Annotated in this window: 24 protein-coding genes; 4 read left to right on the top strand and 20 right to left on the bottom strand. The window is 66.7% G+C overall.

The window, feature by feature from the left end:
* Positions 1–25: 25 nt before the first annotated feature.
* From EOJ32_RS02270 to rfbC, 6 genes are read right to left on the bottom strand one after another with little or no spacing between them, the layout of a single operon-like run.
* Positions 26–925, bottom strand: a complete 900-nt coding sequence (locus EOJ32_RS02270) for a glycosyltransferase family 2 protein (protein WP_052714748.1) — start codon at positions 923–925, stop codon at positions 26–28.
* On the bottom strand, positions 922–2,541 hold the full coding sequence (locus tag EOJ32_RS02265; protein WP_127897549.1) for a glycosyltransferase: 1,620 nt from the start codon (positions 2,539–2,541) through the stop codon (positions 922–924). The genes EOJ32_RS02270 and EOJ32_RS02265 overlap by 4 nt, the downstream gene beginning before the upstream one ends.
* Positions 2,542–2,574: 33 nt before the next feature.
* Positions 2,575–3,447, bottom strand: a complete 873-nt coding sequence (gene rfbA / locus EOJ32_RS02260; RefSeq protein ID WP_127897548.1) for a glucose-1-phosphate thymidylyltransferase RfbA — start codon at positions 3,445–3,447, stop codon at positions 2,575–2,577.
* Complete coding sequence (rfbD, locus tag EOJ32_RS02255) at positions 3,444–4,304, bottom strand: dTDP-4-dehydrorhamnose reductase (protein WP_127897547.1); 861 nt, start codon at positions 4,302–4,304, stop codon at positions 3,444–3,446. The genes rfbA and rfbD overlap by 4 nt, the downstream gene beginning before the upstream one ends.
* Complete coding sequence (rfbB, locus tag EOJ32_RS02250) at positions 4,304–5,341, bottom strand: dTDP-glucose 4,6-dehydratase (RefSeq protein WP_127897546.1); 1,038 nt, start codon at positions 5,339–5,341, stop codon at positions 4,304–4,306. Before rfbB ends, rfbD begins: the two co-directional genes overlap by 1 nt.
* Complete coding sequence (gene rfbC / locus EOJ32_RS02245; protein ID WP_127897545.1) at positions 5,338–5,898, bottom strand: dTDP-4-dehydrorhamnose 3,5-epimerase; 561 nt, start codon at positions 5,896–5,898, stop codon at positions 5,338–5,340. The genes rfbB and rfbC overlap by 4 nt, the downstream gene beginning before the upstream one ends.
* A 172-nt stretch (positions 5,899–6,070) precedes the next feature.
* Here rfbC and EOJ32_RS02240 point away from each other — a divergent pair, with 172 nt between their 5' ends.
* A complete protein-coding gene (locus tag EOJ32_RS02240; RefSeq protein WP_127897544.1) occupies positions 6,071–7,057 on the top strand; it encodes a glycosyltransferase in 987 nt (328 codons plus the stop codon).
* On the opposite strand, the gene EOJ32_RS02235 is transcribed toward EOJ32_RS02240, so the two are convergent.
* Genes EOJ32_RS02235 through EOJ32_RS02210 form a run of 6 tightly spaced genes read right to left on the bottom strand, consistent with a single transcriptional unit; the run spans position 7,054 to position 11,998 of the window.
* Positions 7,054–7,644: a hypothetical protein gene (locus tag EOJ32_RS02235; protein WP_045981878.1), complete on the bottom strand. Its 591-nt coding sequence runs from the start codon at positions 7,642–7,644 to the stop codon at positions 7,054–7,056. The two genes, EOJ32_RS02240 and EOJ32_RS02235, sit on opposite strands and share 4 nt — an antisense overlap.
* On the bottom strand, positions 7,641–8,465 hold the full coding sequence (locus tag EOJ32_RS02230; protein WP_045981879.1) for an ABC transporter permease: 825 nt from the start codon (positions 8,463–8,465) through the stop codon (positions 7,641–7,643). The genes EOJ32_RS02235 and EOJ32_RS02230 overlap by 4 nt, the downstream gene beginning before the upstream one ends.
* Entirely contained in the window at positions 8,462–9,184 is a 723-nt protein-coding gene (locus EOJ32_RS02225; protein WP_045981880.1) for an ABC transporter ATP-binding protein, read from the bottom strand. The genes EOJ32_RS02230 and EOJ32_RS02225 overlap by 4 nt, the downstream gene beginning before the upstream one ends.
* Positions 9,185–9,190: 6 nt before the next feature.
* Positions 9,191–9,808, bottom strand: coding sequence for a hypothetical protein (locus EOJ32_RS02220; protein WP_239441292.1), 618 nt, complete (start codon positions 9,806–9,808; stop codon positions 9,191–9,193).
* A gap of 37 nt (positions 9,809–9,845) precedes the next feature.
* The gene (locus tag EOJ32_RS02215) at positions 9,846–10,817 is read right to left on the bottom strand and encodes a YVTN family beta-propeller repeat protein (RefSeq protein ID WP_045981881.1); all 972 of its coding nucleotides are present in this window, start codon (positions 10,815–10,817) and stop codon (positions 9,846–9,848) included.
* Positions 10,818–10,825: 8 nt separating this feature from the next.
* On the bottom strand, positions 10,826–11,998 hold the full coding sequence (locus tag EOJ32_RS02210) for an ABC transporter substrate-binding protein (RefSeq protein ID WP_127897543.1): 1,173 nt from the start codon (positions 11,996–11,998) through the stop codon (positions 10,826–10,828).
* A 175-nt stretch (positions 11,999–12,173) separates the two neighbouring features.
* On the opposite strand from EOJ32_RS02210, the gene EOJ32_RS02205 reads away from it, so the two are divergent.
* Genes EOJ32_RS02205 through EOJ32_RS02195 form a run of 3 tightly spaced genes read left to right on the top strand, consistent with a single transcriptional unit; the run spans position 12,174 to position 14,164 of the window.
* Entirely contained in the window at positions 12,174–12,680 is a 507-nt protein-coding gene (locus tag EOJ32_RS02205) for a DUF3280 domain-containing protein (RefSeq protein WP_045981883.1), read from the top strand.
* A complete protein-coding gene (locus EOJ32_RS02200) occupies positions 12,677–13,234 on the top strand; it encodes an SRPBCC family protein (RefSeq protein WP_045981884.1) in 558 nt (185 codons plus the stop codon). The genes EOJ32_RS02205 and EOJ32_RS02200 overlap by 4 nt, the downstream gene beginning before the upstream one ends.
* A gap of 45 nt (positions 13,235–13,279) precedes the next feature.
* Positions 13,280–14,164, top strand: coding sequence for a YncE family protein (locus EOJ32_RS02195; protein ID WP_127897542.1), 885 nt, complete (start codon positions 13,280–13,282; stop codon positions 14,162–14,164).
* Here EOJ32_RS02195 and EOJ32_RS02190 read toward each other — a convergent pair.
* The 8 genes from EOJ32_RS02190 to EOJ32_RS02155 form a co-directional block, all read right to left on the bottom strand.
* Positions 14,139–14,669, bottom strand: coding sequence for a PQQ-dependent catabolism-associated CXXCW motif protein (locus EOJ32_RS02190; protein ID WP_046000539.1), 531 nt, complete (start codon positions 14,667–14,669; stop codon positions 14,139–14,141). The two genes, EOJ32_RS02195 and EOJ32_RS02190, sit on opposite strands and share 26 nt — an antisense overlap.
* A complete protein-coding gene (locus EOJ32_RS02185) occupies positions 14,666–15,487 on the bottom strand; it encodes a quinoprotein dehydrogenase-associated putative ABC transporter substrate-binding protein (RefSeq protein WP_164871375.1) in 822 nt (273 codons plus the stop codon). Before EOJ32_RS02185 ends, EOJ32_RS02190 begins: the two co-directional genes overlap by 4 nt.
* The gene (locus EOJ32_RS02180) at positions 15,484–16,146 is read right to left on the bottom strand and encodes a c-type cytochrome, methanol metabolism-related (RefSeq protein ID WP_045981887.1); all 663 of its coding nucleotides are present in this window, start codon (positions 16,144–16,146) and stop codon (positions 15,484–15,486) included. The genes EOJ32_RS02185 and EOJ32_RS02180 overlap by 4 nt, the downstream gene beginning before the upstream one ends.
* 129 nt (positions 16,147–16,275) lie before the next feature.
* Positions 16,276–18,078 (bottom strand): methanol/ethanol family PQQ-dependent dehydrogenase, encoded by a 1,803-nt coding sequence (locus tag EOJ32_RS02175; protein WP_127897541.1) that lies wholly within the window; start codon positions 18,076–18,078, stop codon positions 16,276–16,278.
* Between the two features lie 169 nt (positions 18,079–18,247).
* Positions 18,248–19,081, bottom strand: a complete 834-nt coding sequence (gene fghA, locus EOJ32_RS02170; protein ID WP_045981889.1) for an S-formylglutathione hydrolase — start codon at positions 19,079–19,081, stop codon at positions 18,248–18,250.
* Positions 19,071–19,574 (bottom strand): GNAT family N-acetyltransferase, encoded by a 504-nt coding sequence (locus EOJ32_RS02165; protein ID WP_341872746.1) that lies wholly within the window; start codon positions 19,572–19,574, stop codon positions 19,071–19,073. The genes fghA and EOJ32_RS02165 overlap by 11 nt, the downstream gene beginning before the upstream one ends.
* Before the next feature lie 14 nt (positions 19,575–19,588).
* Positions 19,589–20,221 (bottom strand): ATP-dependent Clp protease proteolytic subunit, encoded by a 633-nt coding sequence (locus EOJ32_RS02160; RefSeq protein ID WP_045981891.1) that lies wholly within the window; start codon positions 20,219–20,221, stop codon positions 19,589–19,591.
* Positions 20,222–20,300: 79 nt separating this feature from the next.
* Positions 20,301–21,431, bottom strand: coding sequence for an S-(hydroxymethyl)glutathione dehydrogenase/class III alcohol dehydrogenase (locus EOJ32_RS02155; protein ID WP_046000533.1), 1,131 nt, complete (start codon positions 21,429–21,431; stop codon positions 20,301–20,303).
* Positions 21,432–21,519 lie beyond the last annotated feature (88 nt).

Raw genomic sequence — 21,519 nt, 5'->3', positions numbered from 1 at the left:
TGCCGCGTCAGCATCACCTTGTCCGTCAAACGCGCTCAATGGCCGGGCGAAACCCCAAGCCTTTGATGATCGCGCCATAGATCTGGCGGCGCAGGGATGAGGGCACGTCGCCGCGGCGCATCTGCCCCCGGACCCCATAGGCATAGGCCAGCACGCCCATCAGGCCCATCTCGCGCCGGCGCCATGAGGTTTCGTTGCGGGCTCCGTACTTGAACTTCCACAGGCTCTTGTCGTCGACCAGGCCGAAGTTGACGCCCCGGTTGTCGGGCGTGTCATGGACCACGACGCTTTCGGGCACGAAGATGCCCGGATAGCTGCGCGCGATGCGGCGGGTGTATTCGGCATCGTCGAACCAGATGAAGTAATCCGCGATCGGCAGTCCGTGTTCGCTGACGGCCCAGCGCGGGATCATCACAGACACGAAGGACGCGCTGTCCACCAGCGCCCAGGCACTGCCCGGCCGCACGAAGCGTGCCCAGTCCCACACCGTGCGAGGACAGTTCATCTCGCACAGCGATCCGTCGATCCACTCGACCCGCGAACAGGCAAAGCTGGGGCGCCAGCCGTTATCGGCCTGGAAACCCGTCAGGGCCCGATGCAGGGATTGCAGGGCGTCCGGTCGGGGATAGGCATCGTCGTCCGACACCCAGAAATACTGCGCGCCCATCTGGTAGGCGGCCTTGATCCCGGCATGAAACCCCCCCGCCCCGCCGACATTCGCCGGCAGCCGCAGGTGGCGGATGGTCGGGTCGGCGTCGGCCCGCGCCTGCACCAGCGCTGCGGTGTCGTCGGTCGAGGCATTGTCCACGACCAGCACGATGTCGGGGCGCATGGTCTGCGCCGCCAGCGCGTCCAGCACCGCCATCAGCTTGCCCGAGCGGTTGAAGGTGACGATGACCGCAGCCGTCTTGTTCAGGACGCTCATGCCGCGTCCCCTTGGGCCAGACGGCGATAGACGGGCATCAGCACCTCCTCGGCGGTCGGATCGGCGGTCAGACGCGTCCACGCAGCCTGCAGGGCGTCCTTGTGGCGCGCCAGGGTGCCTGCATCGCGCCACATCGCGTCGACTGCGGCCACGGTGCCCGCCACGGCCGCACGCGGCGCCAGCGGCACCAGCAGGCCGTCGGGCAGCACCTCGTCCTGGGATCCGACGCGGGTCGAGATGGGGATGCAGCCATGGGCCACGGCCTCGTAGCAGACCAGCGCCAGACCCTCGTTGTTCGAGGGAAGAAGCAGGATGTCGGACCGTTCCAGCAGGGCCGGAATGTCAGTATTGCCGGGCAGCAGGTCGACCTTGGACGACAGACCGTGCTTGCGCAGAAGACGCGTCAGCGTGCCGTCATAGGGACCTTCGCCGACGATGGTTGCGGTCAACGTGACGCCGTTCCGCCCGGCCCAGGCATTCAGCGCGCGCAGGGCCTCGACCACCACGACCGGACGCTTCTGATAGAACAGCCGCCCGATGAAGCAGGCATGCAGCGTTTTCTGTCCCGCCTGCAGGCGCAGCGGCGGCAGCGCATCGTTGTTCTCGCGGTCCAGCATGCGGCCCAGGACGACCTTGCCAGCAGGGGCATGGAATCGGTCGCGGAAATAGCGGACCAGTTCTCCGCTGATGACATGCTGCATGTCCAGATAGTTGGACCACACGCCCGAGATCCTCGGATAGCCGCCATTCGCGTGTTCGACGATATGCGTGCTGTCGATCGTCTGCACCCACGGCAGGTGCATGCGCAGCATGGTCAGGCTTTCGTACAGCGGCGTGCAATGGTGGATGTGCACGGCGCGGATGTTTTCCGCCATCGCCAGCCGCTGGACATAGCGCGGCCACAGGTGGTGCGGCAGATAGCGATCCAGCCGGATGAAGGTCAGGTCCGGATGGTCGGGCAGCTTGTCCGCCAGCCGCTGCACGGCCGGAACCGACGCCACGACGAACACACGCAGCCCGGCCGCCAGCGCCCAGCGCATGGTGTCGAAGCCCAGCTTCTCGGCGCCGCCCATCTCCAGCCAGTGCATGCCGATCAGGATGGCGGGACGTTTGTCGCTGTCGGGCGCCACGGGCACGGGCAACAGGGCCGAGCCGTCGCCCAGGGGCATGGCCGTCTGGTCCGTGCGTCGGTCGGCCTGCCGCTTGCGGGCCATCTCGGCACCATAGCGCACCTGTTCGTACCACAGCGGGCTGGCGCGGAACAGCGCGCCCAGGCCGCGCATGGGCCTCCAGGGCGCATCGATCTGCTTGATCTCTCCGGGCAGAGGCAGGCGCGGGATGGCCAGGCGGATGGTCACCTGCTGCGCGCCGTCATAGGCACCCGGCCGGGTAAGGGTGCCCAGATAATCCGCACCCAGGTCCTGGGGACGCGGATTGTGCGTACCCTCGACCACCTCGGGGGCGGCCCAGATCGGATTGTTGCCCTGCGACAGGACGAAGAACAGCTGCTGCGTGGGAAACAGCAGCTCATAGATCGCACGGGCCTCGGCGATGCCGGCGGTCAGATGGGCCACCAGCGCAGGATCTGCGGGCGTGTGCGAGGCAAGGTCGGACATGGGCGAGGTCAATCCGTCTGTCGGGAGGAAGGGTCAGTCGATCAGACGCAGCAGATAGGCCCCATAATCGTTCTTGGCAAACTTTGCCGCACGCGCGCGCAGCTGGTCAGGCGAGATCCAGCCGGCCTCGAAGGCGATCTCCTCGGGGCAGCCGGTCTGCAGACCCTGGCGGTTCTCCAACGTGCGCACGAAGTTGCCTGCATCCAGCAGGCTGGCATGGGTGCCGGTGTCCAGCCAGGCAAAGCCGCGGCCCATGCGTTCGACGGTCAGCGACCCGTCATGCAGATAGCTTTCCAGAAGGGTCGTGATCTCCAGCTCTCCGCGATCGGAGGGCTGGACGGCGCGGGCCCGTTCCGGCGCGGTGCCGTCCAGGAAATAGAGCCCCGTCACGGCATAATCCGACGGCGGCACGAGGGGCTTTTCGACGATGGCGCGGGCCCGCATCTGGTCGTCGAAATCGACGACGCCATAGCGTTCGGGGTCCGACACGCGATAGCCGAAGACCGTGCCGCCCCCGTCGCGCGCATCTGCGGATGCCAGCAGTTCCGGCAGACCGTGCCCGAAGAAGATGTTGTCGCCCAGCACCATCGCGGACGGTGCGCCCGCCAGGAAATCCTCGGCCAGGATATAGGCCTGCGCCAGGCCGTCGGGGCTGGGCTGCACGATATAGGTGAAGCTGATTCCCCACTGGCTGCCGTCGTCCAGCAGGCGGCGGAACTGGTCCTGATCCTCGGGGGTGGTGATGATCGCGATCTCGCGGATGCCGGCCAGCATCAGGACGCTGATCGGATAGAAGATCATCGGCTTGTCGTATAGCGGCAGCAGCTGCTTGGACACGCCCATGGTGATCGGATACAGCCGGGTGCCCGATCCGCCGGCCAGAATGATGCCCTTGCGCTGTGTCATGCCTTGTCCTTCAGTTGATCCAGAACGCGGGTCAGCCCGGCCCGCCAGTCGGGACGCGCGATCCCGAAATCCCGCGCGATGCGTCCGCAATCCAGCCGCGAGTTCAGCGGCCGCGCGGCAGGCGTCGGATAGTCGGATGACGGGATGTCCGCCACCTGCGCAGCCAAGCCCGCCTGCGCCATGATCTGGCGCGCGAAATCGGCCCAGGAGGCGTCGGGCGTGCCTGCGAAGTGATAGATCCCGCCCGTGGTGTCGGGCCTGTCGCGCATCACGCGGATCATCCGCAGGCAGGCGGCGGCGATGTCGGCGGCAGGCGTCGGCCCGCCGATCTGGTCGGCCACCACGGTCAGGCGGTCGCGTTCCGCGCCAAGGCGCAGCATCGTCTTGACGAAATTCGCGCCATGGGCGGAGAACACCCAGGAGGTCCGCATCACGGCCCAGGCTCCGCCCGCGGCGGACACGCCCTGCTCTCCGGCCAGCTTGGTCGCGCCATAGACGCCCAGGGGCGCGGTTGGTGCATCCTCGGCCCGCGGCTGGTCGCCCGATCCGTCAAAGACATAGTCGGTCGAGATGTGCAGGAACGGGATGCCCAGATCCGCGCAGGCTTGCCCCATCGCGGCAGGCGCGTCGGCATTGACCAGGCGGGCGGTGTCCGGGTCCGTCTCGGCCCGGTCCACGGCGGTGTAGGCGGCGGCGTTGATGACCGCACGCGGACGCGCCGCGCGGATCAGGGCGGCGCAGGCGGCGGGGTCGGTCAGATCGGCCCGGTCGCGGCCCAGGAATGTCGCCTCTGGCGCCAGCGCGGCCAGTTCCCGTGCGACCTGGCCGGTGCGGCCAAAGACCAGCAATCCCTGCATCACGCAGTTCCCAGGCGCTTGCCCACGCCGTCGCGGTCCAGCAGCGGCTGCCACCAGTCGCGATTGGCCAGATACCATTCGACGGTGCGGCGCAGCCCCTCCTCGACCGTCACGGACGGGCGCCAGCCCAGTTCGGTGCGGATGCGGGTCGGGTCGATTGCATAGCGGCGGTCATGGCCCGGACGGTCGGTCACGAAGGTGATCAGGTCCGCATGCGGCGCGCCCGTCGGGTGCAGCTTGTCCATATGGGCGCAGATGGTTCGGACCAGGTCGATGTTGGTGGCCTCGTTCTCTCCGCCGATATTGTAGCTGCGGTTCAACTGGCCCTTTTCCAGGACCAGCAGCAGCGCATCGGCGTGATCCTCGACATAGAGCCAGTCGCGGATGTTGCCACCGTCGCCATAGACCGGGATCGGCTGGCCCGACAGCGCCTTGAGGATCACCACAGGCACCAGTTTTTCGGGGAAATGATAGGGGCCGTAATTGTTCGAACAGTTCGTCAGCACGACGGGCAGGCCATAGGTTTCGGCCCACGCGCGGACCAGGTGGTCGGACCCCGCCTTGCTGGCCGAATAGGGGCTGCGCGGGTCATAGGGCGTGGTTTCGGTGAACTGCCCCGTCTCGCCCAAGGATCCAAAGACCTCGTCGGTCGAGATGTGGTGAAAGCGAAAGCTGTCGGGGCGCCCTTGGGCCGTCCAGTAGGCGCGGGCGGCCTCCAGCATGTTGAACGTGCCGATCACGTTCGTCTCCACGAAGGCCGCAGGGCCGTCGATGGACCGGTCCACATGGCTCTCCGCGGCCAGGTGCATGATCGCGTCGGGGCGGTGCTGCGCCAGGATGCGGTCCAGCGCCGCGCGGTCGCGGATGTCGGCCTGCTCGAACGCGTAGCGGTCGGACCGGGCGGCCTCGGCCACGTTCTCCAGGTTCGCGGCATAGGTCAGCGCGTCCAGGTTCACGACATGATGCCCACGTGCGATCGCCAGGCGAACGACGGCAGAGCCGATGAATCCGGCGCCGCCGGTGATCAGGATCTTCATGCCTGTTCCTCATAGGTGAAGGGCGATTTCAGGTCGGCCAGCCGTTGCGCGTCGCGGTCCTTGTCCGACAGCAACGGATCGGCGACGTCCCAGTCAATGCCGACGCTGTCCCAAGCCACCGCCCCGTCCGACGCGCGGTCGTAATGGGCCGTGCATTTGTAGACGATCTCGGTATCGGGTTCGCGGGTGACGAAGCCGTGAAGGAAGCCTGCAGGAATCCACAGCTGGCGGCCGTTCTCGAAGCTCAGCTCGGTCCCGAACCATTGGCCATAGGTCGGGCTGCCCACGCGGACGTCCACCGCCACGTCGAACAGCCGGCCACGCCCGCAGCGCACCAGCTTGCCCTGCGCGAAGGGGGGCGACTGATAATGCAGACCCCGCAGCGTGCCGGTCTGCGCGGACATTGAATGGTTGTCCTGCACGAACTCGGGCAGCACGACCCCGGAATCGGCCAGCGTCCTGCGATTCCAGCTTTCCGAGAAGAAGCCGCGCGCATCGCCATGACGGGCCGGCGTCAGCAGCAGCACTCCGGGCAGCGGGGTTGTTTCGATCTGCATCTTTGCCTCGGGCGGTTGTCCTGCACGATGTCTAGGGGCATCGACGCGCCTTGTCAGCCCCGTCCGGCACGGAAAACCAGCATGGGTGGCGGTTGCTGCACAAATGCCCTTCGTGGTATCGCGCGGTCGAACCCGGCCGCAGCCTGCCGGCAGATGACATGATCGGCACGCCATGGCCCATACCCGACCCTCGATCGCCGCCGTGGTGGTCACGCACAACCGGCTGGACAAGCTGACCGTCACGGTCGCGCGCCTGCTGGACCAGCCGGTCGATCACGTGATCGTGGTCGACAATGCCTCGACCGATGGGACCGCCGATTGGCTTTCGGCGCTGAACGACCCGCGCCTGCGCGTCCATCGCAGCGCCACGAACCAAGGCGGGGCGGGCGGGTTTTCCGTCGGCATGCAGCTTGCGCGAGACGAGGCGCAGGCCGACTGGACCTTGGTCACGGACGATGACGGTCGCCCCGCGCCCGGCGCCATCGACGCCTTCCGGGCAATGGATCTGTCGGAATGGGACGCGATCGGCGCCGCGGTGCATCACCCCGACGGCCGCATCTGCGAGATGAACCGCCCCTATCGCAACCCGTTCTGGAATCCGGGGGCCTTCCTGCGCACCCTGGCGCGGATGCCACTGGGCCGCGGCCGTGCCGGGTTCCATCTGGGCGACGGTGATTACCGGACCGGGTCACCGGTCTTGCCGGTGGACATGAGCAGCTTCGTCGGCCTGTTCCTGTCGCGCGCGGCGCTGCAGCGGGCCGGGCTGCCCGACCCGCGCCTGTTCATCTATGGCGACGACCAGCTGTACACGCTGCAGATGCGCCGTGCCGGACTGCGCATCGGGTTCGCGCCGCAGGTGCGGTTCGATCACGACACCACGGCCCTGCAGGCGCAGGGCGGTGTCGTGCTGCGCCCGATGTGGAAGGTGTTCTACATGTATCGCAATGCGCTGATGGCCTATCGGGTGGCGGCGGGTCCGTGGTTCTGGCCGCTGGTCCCGGTGCTGCTGCGCAAGTGGCGCCGCAAGGCCGGCGATTACGGACCGGACGCCGCCCTGTTCCGGACCATCCTGGATCAGGCAGTGCGCGACGGGCTGGCTGGACGGCTGGACCGCAGCCATGACGACATCCTGCGACTGTCGCGCAGCGAGGCGCCCTAGTCCAGCTGGCCGGCGATGGCGCGGCCCAGCGTGAAGATGCGCTGTTCCAGGATCACCGGCGTCTCGCACACATAGGTCAGCGACTGCTGGCGTTCGGTGAAGATACGCTGATCCCAGTCCAGGGCCTTTTCCTCGGCGTCGATGGCGTCGAAATCGGGGGCCTCGGCGGCCTCCATTTCGGCCATGCGGGCGCGGCGTTCCTCGATCCGTTCGGACAGGTCCACCTGCGACCGGCCATAGCGCGCGATGCCCGCGATCAGCGCGCTGCGGTCACTGTCGATCCGGTCGAAGATTGCCTGCATCAGTGCGACCAGATGCGTGTCTGGGGCCTCGGCTCCGAATTCGGCGATCTCCGTCTCGGCCTCCTCGATCGGCAGGCGGCGCTGTTCCAGGCGTTCGGCCAGGCGGGCGATGTCGGGATCGCGGGCAAGGGCCAGCGTCTCGTCGTCCGGGATGGGGCCGGTCCAGACCTGGCCCATCGACAGATGCGGCTGCTTGCGCTGGATGCAGGGCCAGTCGGGATCGGTCCCCGCCGCGCCGAAGGCGGGACCGGCCAGCAGCGCCAGGGCCAGGGTGATGCGGATCATGCGGGACCTCCTTTCCGCCGGGCCCACAGGCCCTTTTGCGGATCATACATGAAGACCGCCGCGCCGAAGAACCCCGCCAAACATCCTAGGACCACCGCCAGGGCGGTCCAGTTCACCTGCATGTACAGCGCAAACCGGATCAGCTCGACCGCGTGGGTGAAGGGATTGACGGCGCAGATGTCGTGCAACAGCGGGCTGCTTTCGCGCATGCGCCACAGCGGGTACAGCGCGGACGAGGCAAAGAACATCGGGAAGATCACGAAGTTCATGACACCCGCGAAATTCTCCAGCTGGCGGATCGCGCTGGACAGGAACAGACCCATCGCGCCCAGCATCAGCCCCGACAGGATCAGCGCCGGGATCACGGTGACATAGCCCCAGACGGGCGGGCGGATGCCCCACCAATACGCGATGGCCAGGAAGGTGAAGACCTGGATGATCGACACGATCACCCCCGCGATCAGCTTGGATCCCAGCAGGTACCAACGCGGAAACGGGCTGACCAGCAGCGTGCGCATGGCCCCGGTCTCTCGGTCGTAGACCATCGACAACGACGACTGCATGCCGTTGAACAGCTGGATCATCGCGACCAGGCCGGGGGTCACGTAGACCTCGTACAGGACATAGGTCTGATAGGGCGGCGTGATCGACAGACCCAGCACGGCGCGGAACCCGGCGGCAAAGATGAACAGCCAGACCAGCGGGCGCACCAGTGCCGCCAAGAACCGCCCGCGCTGGTTGACGAAGCGCAGCGTCTCGCGGCGCGCGATGCCCAGAAAGGCGGTCAGCCAGCCGCGGGGGCGGTCGGTGGGTGCGGTCATGGCGCGACTCCGGTCAGGTCCAGGAAGGCCCGCGTCAGCCCGTGCGGCCCGGCGATGTCGGCGGCGCGACCCTGCCGCAGCACCCGGCCGCGATGCAGGATCACCAGGTCGTCGGCGGGGTCGATCTCGTCCATGATATGGGTGGCCCACAGGGCGGACACGCCATCGCGGGCGATCAGGCGGCGGGTCAGGGCCAGCACCTCGGCCCGCGACTTCACGTCCAGGCCCACCGTCGCCTCGTCCAGCAGCAGCAGGTCGGGGCTGTGGATCAGGGCGCGCGCGATCTCGGCCCGGCGCGACTGGCCGCCGGACAGGGCGGTGACGCGGGTGTCGGCCTTGTCGGCCAGATCGACCTGGCCCAGCACCTGGTCGATGCGTGGCCGCGCCAGCCTGCCGGGTATCCCGTGCAGGCTGGCGTGATAGATCAGGTTCTGGCGGATCGTCAGGTCGGCATCCATCGCGCGGCTTTGAAAGACCACGCCCAGACGGGCCAGCGCCTGCGACGGTTCGCGCCGCAGGTCGTGGCCCGCCACGCGGATCATCCCCGACCGGTTGTTGTAGAGCCGCGTCACAAGCGAGAACAGCGTGGTCTTGCCCGCGCCATTCACCCCCAGAAGGGCGGTGAATCCGCCGCGCGGCACCGTCAGCGACACATCGTCCAGTGCCTGCACGGCACCGAAATTGTGGCTGACATGGTCGATCTGCAACGCGGCGGTCAATGAACCCTACTGGATGTTGAAGACGGCTTGCAGACTGTCGCCCGAAGAACCCGGCACTGACAAGGTGTATCGACCGGGCAGCACCGCGACAAAGCTGAGGACCGCCGTGCCGTCGGCATCGAATTCGATGCTGTGCACGCCCATCGGCCGGATCTCGGTGTCGCCGATGACGATCTCGTTGATCCAGATCGCGCGGAAGAAGTCGCCGCCCGACAGGGCCAGCTCCTGGCTGCCGTCGGCCACGATGTTGATGCGATAGTAACCGCCCGACTTGATCGTGTATTCGCCGCCCGCGACGGGCTGGCCGGATGCCAGCGTCAGGGGCGCCAGGTCGGTGCGGTTCTCTCGCGCCAGAAGGCCAGAAAAGCCGTAATCGAACATGCCGGTCGCGTCATAGGTCCCCTCGGACGGGGCCTCTTCCTCCTCCTCGTCGTCATCATCCTCGTCCGCCTCGACGGCCTCGCCCGATTGGGTGCCCGCCTCGGCGGGTTCGCCCACAACGGCATCGCCGCCGGGTGCCTGCTCAGCAGAGGCGTCGGGGACCGCGGCATCCTGGGCGGTAGCGGGCACCGCCAGGATCAGGGCCAAGGCGGCACCGGACATCAGTTTCGTCAGCGTGGTCATGGAATCTCTCCTCCTCAGGATATGCAGGGATGCCGGATCAGTCCGGGGCGACGACGACACCCCAGGGCTGCTGCCCCACGGGAACCGAGCGGACGACCTCGTTGGCGGCCACGTCGATGATCGACACGTCGTTGGAATTGCCGTTGGTGGTATAGAGGTATTTCTCGTCCGGGCTGAAGGCCAGCTGCCAGACCCGCTGCCCGACCAGCAGGTAATCGGTCACCTCGTCGGTGGCAGCGTCGATCACGGCGACCCGGTTGGCCGGCCCCAGGGCCACGAACAGCTTGGACCCGTCGGACGTCACACGCGCGCCGACCGGCTGGATCGCCTCCGGCAGGACGCCGGGGATGTCGAAACTGATCTTCTTGGTGATCGTCTGCGTGGCCGGGTCGATCACGCTGACCGTGCCGCCGATCTCGGACGTCACGTACAGCTTGGTTCCGTCGGCCGTGTACTGGGCAAAGCGCGGGCGGCTGTCGACCAGCACGTTGGCGGTGATCTGGAACGTCTCGGTGTCGATGAAATGCGCCATGTTCGTCGTTTCCGACGTGTTGATCACGACCTTGCCATCGGGGCTGACGCCCATGCCCTCGGGCTCGACGCCGACCGGCACCTCGGCCAGCATCTGGTGGGTCTTGGTGTCGACCACGGTGACGATGTTGTCGTCCTCGTTGGCGATGAACAGCGGGTTGCCCGACGGGTGCAGCACGAACAGTTCCGGGTCGGGACCGGACGGCAGGGTGTGCATCTCCTCCATCGTCTCGGGGTTGAAGACGCGCACCAGGTTGTCGTCCGACGCGCAGACATACAGCTCGGTCCCGTCGGGGCTGATGGTGATGCCGCGGGGGCGGTTGCCCACGGGATAGGTCCCGATGACCTCGAACGTCTCTCCGTCCAGGACGGTGACGTCGTTGCTGCGTTCGTTGGTGACGAAGACGCGGTTCGCCAGGGCGGGTCCGGCGGCAAGCATCAGCGCAAGCCCGGTGGTGGCACTCAGAAGATGTCGCATGCGGCCTCTCAGAATTGGCATTGGGTTTCGGGGCGGTCGACGCCCAGCGTGTCCAGCTGGCTGGTCTGATGCAGGTACTGGTCCTGCGGGCTGACCGAGGTGGTCAGCACGCCGGTGGTCAGCAGGATGGGTTGGCGCACCTGGTGGTCCCAGTCGCGCACCGTCAGGGCCTGGCCCTTGAATCCCGCGACGTCAAAATCGGGGGACAGGATGAACTCCTTCAGCGCGGCGGGGTCGCCGGAATTGGTGCGGGTCGCCGCCTCTCCGACGATGCGCAGCGACAGCCAGGTCTGGTAATCCTCCTCGCGGATCGGGCGGGCGGCCAGCTTCTCGAAGCGGTTCTGGAACTGGGTGCCGCCCCAGGCCTCCATCGCCGGGTGCCAGCTGCGCGGCACCAGCCCGGCGGATCCCGCCACCGGGCGCGCGTCCCAGGTCAGATAGGGCAGATAGGCGGCGAAGACGTCCGCCTCGTCCGCGGCGATGACCACGTCATGGTCCGCGGCGCGCTGCGTAAAGACGGGCATCTGCGCCTGGACCTGCACGTGACCGCTGTCGGTGCGGCGCGCGCCGCCGGTATCGGTGTATTCACGCTCCTCGACGATCTGGGCGCCGAACTTGGCGGCGCTGGTGCGCCAGGCCTGGGCCAGGGCCTGGTCCTCGGGATGGCTGCCGTGGATCAGGAACCAGCGGGGCCAGTTCTTCCACATCAGGAACTGCGTCATGGCGTCGGTCAGCATCGCGCGGCTTGGCGCGACGTGGATCGTGTTGAACCGGCAATCGGTCCCGCGCAGGTTGTCGCCGCGCGCCATCGCATTGAAGACCATCGCCCGGTCCCCCGCCTGATCGGCCAGGGCCAGGGTCGTCGCGTCATCGGCCAGAAGCACGATGAACTGCACCCCCTCGTCCAGCAGGCGTGCCATCTCGGCCTCGGCGGTCTCGGGGGTGGCAGCCACCTCCTCGGCCTCGAAGTCCTGGCCCATGAAGCGGCCGGTGGTGTCGTTGTCCTCGATCGCCAGGCGCGCGCCCACAAAACCCAGATCGGCGGGCATCAGGTCCAGCCGCGAGATCGGCGGCAGGCCAGGGTCGTCGACCCGCAGCACGGCCGTGCGGATCTGCACCGGGTCCGGGGTCTGGGCCGCGACGGGCTGGGCCAGTGCCACGGCACCAGCCAAAAGTCCCATGATTCCTTTGAACATTTCGTCTCTCCCTGCAGGCATGGTGGGGGGTGATCCGGGATGCGGCAAGCCGGTTATTGTTCCCGTTTCGTCCGGGAACTTTTCCCTCAACCCAAAGTCGGGGGCGGCTGCACCTTTTGTCTTAATGGACGCCTGCCCGACCCCGGCGCATGGTCGGGGAATGACCCGTTTCGGCCTGATATCGACCTTGCTGCTGGCCCCCATGGCCGCCCTTGCCCAGCCGGCACCGCCCCCGGGGACCGCGACCTGGTTCGGCCTGCATTACATCGACACCTCGACCGAGGGCGCCATCAACGGCGTCCGCGCGGACGAGACCGCGCGCATCGCCATGGTCGAGGATTTCATCGCCGAAGACCTGACCAGACGCGGCTTTGCCCTGACCCCGCCCCCGGCCGAGGCGGTGGCGGGCATCCTGAACCCGGTCCGGTCGAACGGCGCCGATACCAGGATCGCCCGCGGGATGGGATCGGACTATGCCATCGCCGGAGAGGTGCAGAAGGTCTCCAACCTGATCCAGTCGGTCAATCTGACCCTGCGCGATGCCGAAACCGGAGAGACCGTGCGCGCCGGATCGGTCGAGATCCGCGGCAACACCGATGACGCGTTTCGGCGCGGCTACAGCTATCTGCTGAGAAATGTGATCTTTCGGGAGGAACGGAAGGAATGAGGACGACGACAGTTCTGGCGGGCGCGCTTGGTGCGGTGCTGGCCCTGACGGGGATGGCGGGGGCGCATGGCCCGTCGCGCCTGAAGACGGAAAAGACCGTGACGCTGGATGCCACCCCCGCCGAGGTATGGGAGGTGATCGGCCGCTTCGACGACATGAGCTGGCATCCGGTGGTTGCCTCGACCGCGATGACGCCCGAGGGCGCGGCAGCGGACGTTCCCGACGAATCGACCCGCGTGCTGACACTGAACGGCGATGGGGCGCCCACCATCACCGAACAGCTGATGGCCATCGACAACGACAAGATGATGTACAAGTACATGATTACCGAGGTCGACACGGCGGTCCTGCCGGTGACCAACTACTCCTCGACGCTGCAGGTCAGCGACAAGGACGGCAAGGCCGAGGTCCTGTGGAAGGGCGGCTTCTATCGCGGTTTCCCGAACAACGAACCCCCGGCCGAACTGAACGACGATGCCGCCATCGCAGCGGTCGACGGCGTCTATCAGGCCGGGCTGGACGCCCTGGCGGAACGCTTTGGCCGCGTCGAATAGGTGCGGGGCGCGTTCTTGGCGCTGCTGCTGACAGGGTCCCCGGTCTTGGCCGGGGATCTTGCGTTCGTGACCTCGCAGAACGCCGATGCGTTGTCGGTGATCGACCTGGGGACGGGCGCGATCATTGCGACGGCCGACATTCCCGATGCCCCTGCGCCTGTGGCCTATGACCCGCAGGCCGGATGCGTGTATGTCATTGCCGCCGACAGCGGACGCCTGCACGTGCTGGACGAAGACGCCCGACCGCTGGCCCATCGGGACCTGGGCGCCGGGGCCTTCGGATTGGCCGCGGCGGGCGATGGCGGGGTCTTCGTCACCGACTGGTACGGTGCGCGGCTGACCCGGCTGGATGCCGACCTGCAGCCGGTCTGGAGCGCGCCCACCGGCGACGCGCCGGCAGGCGTGGCGACCGACGGTATGGGCCTGGTGGCGACGGCCGATCGTGATTCGGATCAGGTCAGCATATTCGACGCCGGAACCGGGGCGCTGCTGCATCGCGTGGCGACGGCCGGGGCGCATCCCTTCGGCGTGACCTTCCATGACGGACAGCTGTTTTCGGCCGATGTACAAGGGGATGTGGTGTCGGTCATCGATCCTGTCGCGGGGCTGCTGACGGGCCAGGTGCCAACCGGCAGCCATCCCTATGCCGTCGCCTTTGCCGGGGGGCGGGGTTTCGTCACCGATCAGTATGACGGCACCGTCACCGTGTTCGACGCGGCCACGCTGGACCCGGTGGCGACCGTCACCGTGGGCGATTATCCCGAAGGAATCGCGACCCTGCCCGACGGCAGCGGCGTCGCCGTCGCGAACTGGGATTCGGACACGCTTACGATTCTGGACGCCAAGACGCTGGTGGTGACGCACAGCATCGACATGCCATCAGGTCCCCGCGCCTTCGGCAGCTTTACGGGGCGACAGGCTCCACGGTGACCAGCGGCTGGCCGGCCTGTTCCCAGGCATCCGTACCGCCGGGGAACCAGATCACCGGGTCAAAGCCCCATTCGACCGCCCGCCGCGCGGCGTTCCAGCTCATCCAGCAGTCGGACCGGCAGAAGATCACCACGGGGCGATCGGGATCGCCGGCCTTGGCGCGGGTCAGGCCGTCGCGCAGGCGCGCCTCCTCGGCAGGGGACAGGGCTTCGTACCCGGTGTCCCACAACCATTCGGCGCCGGGAATCGAGCGGTGGGGCGGCTCGTTCCAGATCGTCCCTTCTGGAAGGCCCGCGGGCTTGGCCTTGGGCCGCGGCAGCACGTCCAGAAACGCCGCCTGCCCCTGCAGGGCGATGGCCTGACCCACATCGATGACCTGCGCCCCGGCCAGCGTCGCAGGAACCGGAGAGCGATAGGGTTCGCCGTGATAGGTGTCGGGCTCGGGCACGGTTTCGGCCCGCGCCGCGGGTGCCAGCAGCAGCGCCAGCACCAGCAGCCGGATCACGGCAGCACTTCCTTGCCATAGTCGTCGACCAGCGGCACTCCGGCATCGTGCAGGATCTGGTTGATGCCGTCCTGATTGCGACGGATCAAGCTGTTCAGCTCGCGCTTCCATTCCTGCTCCTCGGGGCGCACGCCCATGGTGATGCGGAAGAACAGGCGCGGCGACGCCTCCTCGTGCAGCAGGGGCGTGAACTGCAGGTCGGGGTCGTCCTTGACGCGCGGTCCGGCCAACGGGCCCCACAGCACGGCGGCGCCCGTCGCACCGCTGCGGACATCCTCCAGCAGATCGCCCATCGGATCCTCGACCCGGCGGTCAACGAACAGGTCCGCGCCGCGCATGTTGGGCGCCAGACCCGCCCGCGCCAGATGCGTGGCAGGCGGCGTTCCAGCCACGACGCCGATGCCGACCTCCTTCAGCGCCGGGTCGCTGAGGCGGTCAACCTTGGCCAGCGGACCGTCCTTGCGCGTCACGATGCCATAGACCGAGGTGTAGTAGTGGTTGGTGTTCTGGACCAGTTCGTCCCCCTGGGCATAGCCGATCACCACGTCGCAGTTGCCCTCCCGCAGGGTGCGTTGCACGAACCCCATGCCCGACGGGAACCAGAAATAGGTCACCGGCAGTCCAAGCTGCTGGCCGAAGAACTCGGCCAGCTTGTTCTCGAACCCACTACCGTCGCGGCTGGACATCGGCGCGTTCGCGGGGTCGGCGCAGACCCGGAACTGGGTGGTGGAGCGCAGGTCCGCCACCTGTGCCGCAGCCGGGGTGGACAGCACCCCCGCCGCCAGCACCAGCGCAGCAAGGCGTCCAAGGGCCGTCAACTGGACATGCAGGAATCTTCCTGCGCGGTATAGTCTTCGGACTTGTCGGCGCGTTCCGCCGGACGACCGCGACCGATCTCGCCGGTACCATGCGCCACCAGATAGACGTAGATGTCGTCGATATAGCACCAGACGTTCTTGTTGGTGCCAAAGGCGGGCATGACCGAGTTCGTGCCCTGCCGGCCTGACGCCACGACCTGCATGAAGTCGTAATAATCCATGCGCAGCACAGATTCCTTCAGCGCGGGGGCATAGGTCGACCCCTCACCGTCGGGACCGTGGCAGACATGGCATTCCGCGTGATAGCGGCGGAAACCATTGAAGGTAGCGAAATCGACGACGCCATCCTCGACCTTGAAGGTCGGAATGCCCTCGTCATTGCGCCAGCGGCCGTCCAGCTCCTCGACCGGGGTCATGTCCTGGCCGTTGGGCAGGACATGGGCGCCTGCCGCTGCGGTCTCGGTCCCTTCGGCGGCTGCGTCGGCTGCAGGTTCGGCGGCTGCGGCATCGGCGGGGGCCTCTGCCGCGGCATCACCCGACACGGCGGCGGCCGCACCAGCGCCCGCATCCGCCGGGGGCGTCGTTTCGGTCTGCGCCCAGGCCATGCCGGCCAAGGACGCGCCCAGGACCAGCGCCGTGAGGCTGGTGATGGCTTTCATGTCGGAAGTCCTCCCAAAGTCGTCTGTCTCCTCAGACGGTTCCGCCCCAGTCTAATGCTGGGGCGGCGCCGTCATAGGTCACGCTTGCGTATGCGGAACGAAAGTATGAGACGCCCCGCGGCCGGCAGATCAGTCCGGCAGTTCGAACACGGTCAGCTGACCGCCCAGTTCGGTATAGTCGCTGAGAGCCGCATAGCCGCCCACGGCACCCAGACCGTCATTGGGGTTGGTCAGACCGGCCGCCAGACCGATGCCGGCCCATCCGCCGACACCCGACAGAACCGCGATATACTGCTTGCCGTTGTTCTCGTAGGTCATGGTGTTGCCGATGATGCCCGACGGCGTCTTGAAGCTGTAGAGCTCCTCGCCCGTCTCGGCGTCGACAGCCTTCAGGTAACCTTCCAGCGTGCCGTAGAAGACCACGTCGCCCGCGGTCGCCAGGGCGCCCGACCAGACCGAGAACTGCTCCGGCAGCGACCACTTGATCTCGCCCGCGACGGCGTCCCAAGCGATGAAGTTGCCCATGCCGCCATGGCTTTCGGGGGCCGGATACATCGACAGCGTCGCGCCGACATAGGGCTGACCCGCGGTATAGGCGACGCGGAAGGGTTCATAGTCCATGCAGACGTGGTTGGTCGGCACATAGAACAGGCCGGTCTTCGGCGAATAGGACGCCGGCTGCTGGTCCTTGGAGCCCAGCGCCGCCGGGCAGACGCCGGTGGTGTTGGTGTCCTCGCCGTTCTGGGCGGTCGAGTATTCCGACACGACCAGCGGACGGCCGTAGGTCTCGGAGTCCTTGTTCATGTCGACTTCGGTCGCCCAGTTGACGGCCGGGTCGAACTTTTCGGCCACCAGCAGTTCGCCCGTCTCGCGGTCCAGCGTGTAGCCGAATCCGTTGCGGTCGAAGTTCACCAGCAGCTTGCGCATCTGGCCGTCGATTTCCTTGTCGACCAGGATGTTCTCGTTCACGCCGTCATAGTCCCATTCGTCATGGGGCGTCTTCTGGTAGAACCATTTGGCCATGCCGGTATCGGCGTCGCGGGCCATGATGGTCATGGACCAGCGGTTGTCGCCGGGACGCTGCGACGGGTTCCAGGTCGACGGGTTGCCGGTGCCGTAATAGATCAGGTTCAGGTCCGGGTCATAGGAATACCAGCCCCAGGTCGAACCGCCGCCGATCTTCCACTGATCGCCTTCCCAGCTGTTCAGCGAGCTGTCGGCACCGATGGGCTTGCCCAGGTGCATGGTGGTTTCCGGATCGACCAGCATCTCCTCGTCGGGGCCGGTCGAATAGGCCTTCCAGACCTCGGACCCGTCGGCCAGGCTGTAGGCGGTGACGCGGCCGCGCACGCCGTATTCGCCGCCCGACACGCCCACGATCACCTTGTCGCCCACGGGCAGCACGGTCGCGGTGTTCGTCTCGCCGATGGCCGGATCGCCGGTCTTGACCGACCACTTGACCTCGCCGGTCTTGGCGTCAAGCGCCACCAGCGTCGTGTCGGCCTGGTGCGACAGGATCAGTCCGTCTGCATAGGCCGGACCGCGATAGACGGTGTCGCAGCACATGACCGCGATGACCTCGGGGTCCTGCTGGGGCGTATAGCGCCACAGGATCTTGCCATTGTCGTTCAGGTCCAGCGCGAAGATGTTGTTCGGAAAGGGCGTGTGGACATACATCACGTTGTCCACGACCAGCGGTCCGCCCTCGTGTCCGCGCAGCACGCCGGTCGAGAAGGTCCAGGCGACGCGCAGATCGCCGACGTTCTCACGGGTGATCTGGTCCAGTTCGGAATACCGGGTGTTGGCATAGTCGCCGGTCTGGATGGCCCATTGTCCGGCCTCGGCGGTCTCGGTCAGGACGCTTTCATTCGCGTAAGCCGATGCGCCGGTCAAAAGCAGCGCGACAGCCGCGCTGTTCAAGAGATGTTTCATCGAGTGCTCCTCCGCTCCCTGGATAAGCGCCGCGGATTTCCTCCCCCCGCGGCATTCCATGTCCAAGTAGTTGGTCGGGCACCCCCTTGCGTCAATCGCGGCCCCTGCCCTTTGCCCCTAAAGTCTTATGGGAAAACGGCAGGGGCATCGGGAATGTTCGGCAATCGGTTCAGGTCAGCCGTTCGGCATGCCAGAAGACATGGTCGGCCATGAAGCTCTGGACGAAGAAGTAGCTGTGGTCATAGCCCGGATGCATGCGGAACTGACCGGGCTGGCGGCGTGCCATCATCGCATGAGCCAACGATTCGGGACGCAGCAGGTCCAGGAACTGGTCGTTGGCGCCCTGGTCGATCAGCACCTCTCCGGGATAGCCCTTCTCGGTCATCAGCAGCGTCGCGTCATGGGCCCGCCACGTGGCGCGATCCTCGCCCAGATAGGCCGTGAACTGCTTGCGACCCCAGTCCGATTCCGTCGGGTTCGCGATCGGAGAGAAGGCCGACACCGACTTGTAGCGGTCTGGATGGGTCATCGCGATGGTCAGCGCGCCGTGCCCGCCCATCGAATGGCCGGTGATGCCCATCGCATCGCGGTCGATGGCGAAATTGTCGGACACCAGTTCGGGCAGTTCATGAACGATGTAGTGCCACATCTGGAAATGTGGCTTCCACGGGTCCTGCGTGGCGTTCACGTAAAAGCCCGCGCCCTGGCCCAGGTCATAGGCCTCGTCGTTGGCCACACCCTCGCCGCGGGGCGAGGTGTCGGGAAAGATGATCGCGATGCCGGCCTCGTCGCACCACTGCTGGGCGGCGGCCTTGGTCATCGCGTTCTCGTGGTTGCAGGTCAGGCCGGACAGGTACCACAGAACCGGTACGCGCCCGTGCAGCGCCATCTCCGGCAGGTAGACGGCAAAGGTCATGTCGGTGCCGGTGGCCTGCGACTTGTGGCGATAGACGCCTTGGGTGCCGCCGAAGCTGCGGGTTTCGGACAGGGTCTCAAGGCTCATCGGGCTCTCCCTTCAGGGTGTGGAACATGACCAGCCCATCGACCGGTCCAAGCTGGGGATGACGAAACGCCTCCGGCAGCCGGCCGACAATGGAAAATCCGGCCTTCTGCCACAAATGGACGGCATCGGCATTGGTCGACACCACGAAATTGAACTGCATCGCGGCGAATCCCTGCGCGGCGGACCATGATTTCGCATGTTCGACCAGCCCGCGGGCGACGCCCCGGCCCCGCGCGTCCGGATGGGTCGCAAAGGACGCGTTGGCGACATGCGACCCGCCTGCGGGGCGGTTCGCGCCCACATGGCTGGTCCCCAGGATGCGGCCGTCCAGCACCGCGACGAAGGCCGTGAAGGGATGCGCGAACCAGTCGGCGATCGCCTCGGGGCGGGTGATGTCGCGGGGGATGCAATAGGTCTCACCGGCACGATAGACGGGCTCCAGGATGGCCCAGATCGCATCGTGATCGGCGGGGGTGGCCGGGCGGATGGTCAATCCGCCCCCTGCCGTCATTTCAGGTCGTCCGCGCTGCGGATCACCTGGCCCAGCAGGCCGTAATCCAGCGCCTCCTGCGTGTTCAGCCAGAAATCGCGCTGCGTGTCCTTTTCGATCCGCTCGACCTTCTGACCGGTCGCCTCGGCGAAGATCTGGTTCAGGCGATCGCGCATCAGGCGCACCTGTTCCGCCTGGATCATCATGTCCGAGGACGTGCCGCCGATCCCGCCCGAGGGCTGGTGGATCAGGAAGCGGGTGTTGGGCAGGCAGTAGCGGTTTTCCTTCTTCGCCGCGACGAAGATCAGCGCGCCGGCGCTGGCGACCCAGCCCGACCCGATGGTGCGCACGGTGGGACGGATGAACTTGACCACGTCGTGGATCATGTCGCCCGATTCCACATGCCCGCCGGGGGACGAGATCAGCATGTTGATCGGCTTGTCGCTTTCCTCGGCCAAGGCCAGAAGGTGGGCCACGGTGCGCTGCGCCAGCTTGTCGTTGATGGCGCCGGCGACGATCACCGTGCGCGACTTGAAGTACAGCTTGCCGATCTTGTCGCCTTCGGGCAGGCCCAGCCCGCCCTCTTCCTTGTGGCGGCGGTCGTCTTCTTGCGGTTCGTCGTCGTCATCGTCCAGCCACTGGTGACGCATCGGCCTGCTCCTTGTTCTCTCTCATGGCGACGGCGGGGCCGGGGCCCTGCCGTTCTTTTACCTAAGCAGCCATGAAGGATCAGTAAAGGACGACCGAGCGGATCGATTCACCGTGATGCATCAGATCGAAGCCCTTGTTGATATCGTCGAGCGGCATCGTGTGGGTGATCATCGGGTCGATCTCGATCTTGCCGTCCATGTACCAGTCGACGATCTTGGGCACGTCGGTCCGCCCGCGCGCGCCGCCGAAGGCCGTGCCCTTCCAGACCCGGCCGGTGACCAGCTGGAACGGGCGGGTGCTGATCTCGGCGCCCGCCGCGGCCACGCCGATGATCACCGACACGCCCCAGCCCCGATGGGTGCATTCCAGCGCGTCGCGCATCACCTTGGTGCTGCCGGTCGCGTCAAAGCTGTAATCGGCGCCGCCGATCTGGTCGAAGGGGGTCTTGGTCATCTCGACGATGTGCTGGACGATGCCGCCGTCGATTTCCTTGGGATTGACGAAATGCGTCATGCCGAAGCGTTCGGCCATCTCGCGGCGGTCGTTGTTCAGATCGACGCCGATGATCATGTCAGCGCCCGCCAGCCGCAGGCCCTGCACGACGTTCAGGCCGATGCCGCCCAGGCCAAAGACCACCGCCTTGGCGCCGATCTCGACCTTGGCAGTGTTGATGACCGCGCCGATGCCGGTGGTCACGCCGCAGCCGATATAGCAGATCTTGTCAAAGGGCGCGTCGTCGCGGACCTTGGCGACCGCGATCTCGGGCAGGACCGTGTGGTTGGCGAAGGTCGAGCAGCCCATGTAGTGATAGATCGGCGTGCCATCCAGCATGCTGAAGCGGGTCGTGCCGTCGGGCATCAGGCCCTTGCCCTGGGTCGCGCGGATCTTGGTGCACAGGTTCGTCTTGCCCGACAGGCAGGACGCGCATTCGCGGCATTCCGGCGTGTAGAGCGGGATGACGTGATCGCCGACCTTCAGCGAGGTGACGCCGGGGCCGACCTCGACCACGACGCCCGCGCCCTCATGGCCCAGGATGGCGGGGAAGATGCCTTCCGGGTCGTCGCCCGAACGGGTGAATTCGTCGGTATGGCAGATACCGGTGGCCTTGATTTCGATCATGACCTCGCCGGCCTTGGGGCCTTCCAGGTTGACCTCCATCACTTCCAGCGGTTTGCCGGCCTCTAGGGCCACGGCGGCACGGGTTCTCATGACTATTCTCCTGTTCCCTCACGGGCTTGTCGGTCGGGCGTTTCAGTCAGGTCTAAGGGGCCGACAAGCGGCCCCTTGGCTGTTCTTC

Source organism: Paracoccus sp. Arc7-R13 (assembly GCF_004010775.1).
GTDB lineage: Bacteria > Pseudomonadota > Alphaproteobacteria > Rhodobacterales > Rhodobacteraceae > Paracoccus > Paracoccus marcusii.
Note: the sequence above shows the minus strand (reverse complement) of the source record. Positions and strands in the feature narration are given on the sequence as shown.